3 protein-coding genes are annotated in these 2,820 nt (G+C 68.9%); all 3 read right to left on the minus strand.

Going from position 1 to position 2,820, the window contains the following annotated elements; all coding sequences use genetic code 11:
* Positions 1 to 139: 139 nt before the first annotated feature.
* The 3 genes from HMPREF0731_RS11800 to HMPREF0731_RS11810 are packed head-to-tail and all read right to left on the minus strand — an operon-like array spanning position 140 to position 2,748.
* Positions 140 to 1,294 (minus strand): KpsE/RkpR family capsule polysaccharide export protein, encoded by a 1,155-nt coding sequence (locus HMPREF0731_RS11800; RefSeq protein WP_007004360.1) that lies wholly within the window; start codon positions 1,292 to 1,294, stop codon positions 140 to 142.
* Between the two features lie 7 nt (positions 1,295 to 1,301).
* The gene (locus tag HMPREF0731_RS11805; RefSeq protein WP_007004361.1) at positions 1,302 to 1,949 is read right to left on the minus strand and encodes an ABC transporter ATP-binding protein; all 648 of its coding nucleotides are present in this window, start codon (positions 1,947 to 1,949) and stop codon (positions 1,302 to 1,304) included.
* A 4-nt stretch (positions 1,950 to 1,953) separates the two neighbouring features.
* Positions 1,954 to 2,748, minus strand: coding sequence for an ABC transporter permease (locus HMPREF0731_RS11810; RefSeq protein ID WP_007004362.1), 795 nt, complete (start codon positions 2,746 to 2,748; stop codon positions 1,954 to 1,956).
* Positions 2,749 to 2,820: the final 72 nt, after the last annotated feature.

A 2,820-nucleotide genomic window follows, 5' to 3' on the forward strand; every position in this document is an offset into this window, starting at 1 on the left:
GGCGTTGCCGCCGCCCTGCTGGGCCATGCCGCCCAGCGCCGGCGCCGAGAGCGGGCCCTGCGCCCGGGCCGGGCCGGCCACCGGCACCAGCAACGGCGCCGCCACCAGCAGCGCCCGCGCGGTGGCCAGGATCGCTCGGCTAGAAAGCATGTTCACGCATCCCCGAAACCATCATCCAGCCGATGCCGTACAGCACCGACAGCACCACGAACATACTGAGCAGGATGATCGCCGCGCGCGGATAGAGGGCGATCTCCGCCAGGGTCGGCTGCACCACCCGGGTGACGAAAAGCTGCTGGCGCTGCGCGTTGATCCGCGCCTGCTCCAGCGAGGCGGTGGCCGAGGCCAGCTGCTTGTCGGCGAATTCCCGCTCCAGCGCCAGCCGCTCATAGGAGGCGATCAGCAGCGGCAGCGATTCGCTGCCCATGGTCAGGCGCTGCCGGTGCTCGCGGATCTCGCGCTCGAGCGAGCTGATGCGGTTGCGCAGCAGCTGGATCTGCGGGTTGTCCGGGCGCAGGAAGGCCTGCTTCTCCTGCAGCTCGGCCCGCGTCGTGGTCAGCAGCCCCTCCAGCGCGCCCATGCCCTCGAGGCCGATCTGCGCGCTGCGCGCCGGGTCCACCGCGCGCTCGCGCTGCCGCCAGGCGGTGACGGCGGCCTGGCTGTCCAGCACGCGCCGCTCGGCCCGCTCCAGCTCGGCCCTCGCCACCCGCAGCGCCTCGTCGCGCGAGCGCTCGGAGAGCTTGTTCACGAAGGCCTCGGACAGCGCCAGCTGCTCCTCCACCACGCGCTGCGAATCCTCCGGGCGGAAGGTGCGGGCGCGCACCGTCAGGATGCCCGAGGTGGAGTCGATGGAGATGGTGTTCATGTGGTTGTGGTAGAATTGCAGCAGCTCGGCCGAGGGCTCGGCCGACCACAGCGCCGCCAGCCGGTCCGCCTCGGGGCGGCGGTAGATCTCCACCAGCCCGATATTGCGCACCATCGCCTGCAGCGAATCATGCGATTGCAGGTAGTCGCGCACCGCCAGCGCGTCCTGCGAGGTGGCGGCGAAGCCGGCGCTGCTCATCAGCTCGCCCAGCCCGCTGATGGCGCGCTGCTCCTGCCCGCCGCGCACCACGAAGCGCGCCTCCGACATGTATTGCCCGGCGGCGAAGCCGTAGAGGTAGATCCCCGTCAGCAGCGTCGGCAGCACCACCAGCAGCAGGTAGAAGCGGCGGCGCCAGAGCCAGCCGCGGCGCTTGGGCGGCGGCTCGCGGACGGGCAGGGCGGCGACGGGGCGGCTGGCCGCACCGGTCATGCCGGGGTCAGAGACCCTGGTAGGCGGCGATAGCTTCATCGACGTCCTCATAGAATTCCAGCATGCCGTTCCGCAGGATCGCGGCCGTGTCGCAGTAGCTCTTCACATGCAGCGGGTTGTGGGAGACCAGCAGGATGCCGGCGGTGGCGCGGCGCATCTCAAAGACCTGCCGGCACTTCTCGGCGAAGCGGGCATCGCCGGTGGAGAGCGCCTCATCCACCAGGTAGCAGTCGAAATCCACGGCGAAGGACAGCCCCATCAGCAGGCGCGACATCATGCCGGAGGAGTAGGTGCGCACCGGCTCGTCGAAATACGGGCCGAGCTCGGCGAAATCCTCGACGAATTCCACCGTCCGCTCGACCGGCGTGCCGTAGAGCCGGGCGATGAAGCGGGAATTGGCGGCGCCGGACATGCTGGACTGGATGCCGAAGCCCTTGCCGATCGGCCAGGACATCCGCATCGTGCAGCGCACCTTGCCGCGGGTCGGCCGCTCCACCCCGCCCAGGATGCGCAGCAGGGTCGACTTGCCGGCGCCGTTGCGGCCGAGGATGCCGACATGCTCGCCCTGGCGGATGCGCGCATAGGCGCCGCGCAGCACCTCCTTCGGGCCGCTGCGCGTCTCGAACACCTTCCAGACATTCTGGAACTCGAGCATGGGGCTACTCCATCAGCGTCAGGCGGGGACGTGCCGCGCGCAGCGCCGCCATGCCCAGCACGTTCAGCCCGATGATCCACAGCAGCACGTAGGGGATGTCGTAATAGGGGTGGATGCGGTCACCGAACATCGCCCAGCGGTTCATCTCATGCACGCTGACCAGCGGGTTCCACAGCAGCAGCTCGCGCGCTTCGTTCGGCAGGTTGCTCAGCATGTAGAAGGTGGCTGAGATCGGCATCAGCAGGTAGGTCAGCGGGTGGGTGAAGCGGTCCAGCCCGTCGATGAAGACCTGCAGCCCGGCCAGCAGCATCGACAGGCCATGCGCCAGCAGCGCGCTGAGCATCAGGCCGAAATAGAACAGCGCCGGTTCATGCGGCCATTCGTCGAAGATCAGCACCGCCGCGATCATGAACAGCGTGATGATCATGCTGCACACCGCCGCCTCCATCAGGTTGCGGGCGATGGCGGCGTCGAGCAGCGTGATGTTGCGGTGGTAGAGCAGCGACATGTTCGCATCGATCACGTTCGAGCCGCGATTGACGATCGAGCGGAACATGACGAAGGGCGTGTAGCCCATGGCGTAGAACAGGAAGGTGGGCACCCCGTTGCCCAGCCCGTGGCCGCTGACCACGTGCAGGGTGGAGATGGCCACCGCCAGCATCATCGGCTCGGCGATCAGCCAGACATAGCCGATGCGGCTGTTGCCGAAACGGGTCAGCAGCTCGCGCATGAACAGCGCGCCGATGATGCGGAACTGCGTCGCCACCAGCCCGCTTGGCTCGCGACGCGGGATGTCCATCACGGCCGGGCGACCGCGCCGCCGCGCAGCAGCGGCCGCGCCGCCTCCCAGCCCGCGGGGCCCTCGCAATAC

It is taken from the genome of Pseudoroseomonas cervicalis ATCC 49957 (assembly GCF_000164635.1).
Taxonomy (GTDB): domain Bacteria; phylum Pseudomonadota; class Alphaproteobacteria; order Acetobacterales; family Acetobacteraceae; genus Pseudoroseomonas; species Pseudoroseomonas cervicalis.

Bases quoted from the DNA above. Each gene is read 5' to 3' on its own strand.
- HMPREF0731_RS11800 (WP_007004360.1), bottom strand. From the start codon at position 1,294: ATGACCGGTGCGGCCAGCCGCCCCGTCGCCGCCCTGCCCGTCCGCGAG.
- HMPREF0731_RS11805 (WP_007004361.1), bottom strand. From the start codon at position 1,949: ATGCTCGAGTTCCAGAATGTCTGGAAGGTGTTCGAGACGCGCAGCGGC.
- HMPREF0731_RS11810 (WP_007004362.1), bottom strand. From the start codon at position 2,748: ATGGACATCCCGCGTCGCGAGCCAAGCGGGCTGGTGGCGACGCAGTTC.